This window comes from Mesorhizobium sp. M4A.F.Ca.ET.022.05.2.1, from assembly GCF_003998845.1.
Taxonomy (GTDB): domain Bacteria; phylum Pseudomonadota; class Alphaproteobacteria; order Rhizobiales; family Rhizobiaceae; genus Mesorhizobium.
Map to the genome: position 1 here is coordinate 1 of NZ_RZOJ01000595.1, position 2,667 is coordinate 2,667.

General features: G+C 66.7%; 3 protein-coding genes and 1 pseudogene. All 4 read left to right on the top strand.

All coding sequences use genetic code 11. The features are described from left to right. Positions 1-481: pseudogene (locus tag EN745_RS33305) on the top strand (biotin synthase); the annotation flags it as partial. Positions 482-492: 11 nt separating this feature from the next. Next, positions 493-1,620 carry an 8-amino-7-oxononanoate synthase gene (locus EN745_RS33310; RefSeq protein ID WP_127423201.1) on the top strand — a complete coding sequence of 376 codons (1,128 nt, stop codon included), beginning with the start codon at positions 493-495 and terminating at the stop codon, positions 1,618-1,620. Continuing rightward, a complete protein-coding gene (bioD, locus tag EN745_RS33315) occupies positions 1,617-2,255 on the top strand; it encodes a dethiobiotin synthase (RefSeq protein ID WP_127423202.1) in 639 nt (212 codons plus the stop codon). Before EN745_RS33310 ends, bioD begins: the two co-directional genes overlap by 4 nt. Next, the coding region (locus EN745_RS33320; protein ID WP_127423203.1) for an aminotransferase class III-fold pyridoxal phosphate-dependent enzyme at positions 2,252-2,667 on the top strand (416 nt) is incomplete at its 3' end. The genes bioD and EN745_RS33320, both read left to right, overlap by 4 nt.

Sequence of the window (2,667 nt, forward strand, 5' to 3'; positions counted from 1 at the left end):
CTACTATAGCGAGGTCATCTCGACACGAACCTTCACTGAGCGGCTGGACACACTTGCCAATGTCCGCGACAGCGGCATCAAGGTCTGCTGCGGCGGCATCGTCGGCATGGGCGAGGAGCAGACCGACCGCATCGACATGCTGGTGACGCTCGCCAACCTGCCGGAGCCGCCCGACAGCGTGCCGATCAACATGCTGATCCCGATCGAGGGCACGCCGCTTGGCGAGGCCGAACCCATCGAACCGATCGAATTCGTGCGCACCATCGCGCTGGCCCGCATCATGATGCCGAAATCGCATGTGCGGCTCTCGGCCGGCCGCACGGCGATGAGCGACGAGATGCAGGCGCTGTGCTTCTTCGCCGGCGCCAACTCCATCTTCGTCGGCAACACCTTGCTGACCGCCGACAATCCCGGAGAAGACAAGGACAGCGCACTGTTTCGCCGGCTGGGCATCAAGCCGATGGAGCGCGAAGCCCAGTGATTGGGCGAGCCATGCTCGACCGCTATGAGGCCAGCCTGCGCGGGCTGGCACGCAAGGACCGGTTGCGGAGCCTCAGCGGCCGCTCAGGCGCCGATTTCGCCTCCAACGACTATCTCGGCCTCGCGCGCTCGAAGCGCATGGCGGGGCGGATCGCGGCCGCACTCGCCGCCGGCACGCCGGTCGGAGCGACCGGTTCGCGGCTGCTGCGCGGCAACGACCCCGAACACGAGGCGCTCGAAGCCAAGGCGGCCGATTTTTTCGGCGCCGAGCGCGCGCTGTTCTTCGGCGGCGGCTATGTCGCCAATTTCGCGGTGCTCACGACCTTGCCCCAGAAGGGCGATCTGGTCGTGCTGGACGAACTCATCCATGCCAGCGCGCATGAGGGCGCGAGAGCCGGCCGCGCCGAAGTGGCGCAAGCCGCGCACAACGATGCGAACGCCGTGGATGATGCAATCGCGACGTGGCGCGCGAGAGGTGGCGCCGGCCAAGCCTGGATCGTGGCCGAGAGCCTCTACAGCATGGACGGCGACACGGCTCCGCTCGGCGAATTGATCGACGTCGCAGACCGCCACGACGCATTCCTGTTCGTCGACGAAGCGCATGCCACCGGCGTCTACGGCCCGAATGGGCGGGGACTCGCGCACGAACTCGAAGGCCGCGACAATGTCGTGGTGCTGCACACCTGCGGCAAGGCGCTGGGCGCATCCGGCGCGCTGGTTACCGCGCCCGCTGTGCTGTGCGACTATCTGGTCAACCGCTGCCGGCCTTTCATCTACGCCACCGCGCCCTCGCCTTTGATGGCCGTGGCGGCGGCCACGGCCCTGGACATCGTCGCGCACGAGCCGGATCGCCGCGAGCGTCTTGCGAGGCTGGTCGCAATCGCTGGCAAGAGGGCCGAGGGTTTGGGCCTGCCCGCGAGCGGCTCGCAGATCCTGCCGGTTGTCGTCGGCGACAATGCCCGCGTCATGGGGCTGGCGCAGGCCTTACAGTCGCGCGGCTTCGATGTCCGCGGCGTCCGCCCGCCAACCGTGCCCGAGGGCACGGCAAGACTGCGCATCTCGCTGACGCTGAATGTCGGCGAGGCCGACGTCTCGGCGCTGTTTGATGCTTTGGCTGCAGATTGGGAGCGCGCCCGATGACGGTGCAGATTGTCATTACCGGCACCGACACCGGCATCGGCAAGACGGTGTTCGCATCGGGCCTTACGGCGCTTCTCGATGGCATCTACTGGAAACCGGTGCAGGCGGGCAACCGCGAAGAGACCGACAGCGAGGTTGTCTCTCTTCTGGCAGGACTGTCTGCCGACCGGGTGTTGCCGGAAGCCTGGCGCCTTAGAGAGCCGCTGTCCCCACACCGCGCCGCGGAGTTGGACGGGGTGGAGATTGATGCAGGTCAACTCGCACTGCCCAGGACTGACCGTCCGCTCGTCGTGGAGGGCGCCGGCGGGCTGATGGTGCCGTTGAACAGGCGCACACTCTACATCGACGTCTTCGCACAGTGGAACGCGCCGGTGGTGCTCTGCGCCCGCACCGCGCTCGGCACCATCAACCACACGCTGCTCTCGATCGAGGCTCTTCGCGCCCGCTCAATCCCGCTGCTCGGCGTGGTGTTCATCGGCGACAGGATGGTCGATACGCAAAAAACGATCGTCCAGATGGGCAAGGTGCGCGTGCTGGGTCGCCTCCCATTTCTTCAGTCGCTGACACCTGGAACACTTTTCGCGGCCATGAAGGCTTCGTTTAACGCCGCCGATTTCGCGGAGATCCGGCCATGAGTCGCCGCTCCGCCGTCTGGCACCCCTTCACCCAGCATGCCACCGAGCCGGTGCCGCCGACGATCGTGCGCACTGAGGGCGCCTATGTCGAGACGCGCGACGGCAGGCGCATCCTCGACGCGATCTCCTCCTGGTGGGTCATCACCCACGGCCACCGCCACCCGAAGATCGTAGAGGCGATCAGGGAGGCGACCGAGACGCTCGACCAGGTGATCTTCGCCGGCCTCAGCCACGAGCCGGCAGAACGATTGGCCTCGGCGCTGGTCGACATGACGCCGGCGGGCCTCGACAGGGTCTTCTATTCCGACAGCGGCTCGACCAGTGTCGAGGTGGCGCTGAAAATGGCGCTCGGCTTTCATCGCAACTCCGGCGCGCCGCGCTCGCGCATCGTCGTCATGGAACACAGCTATCA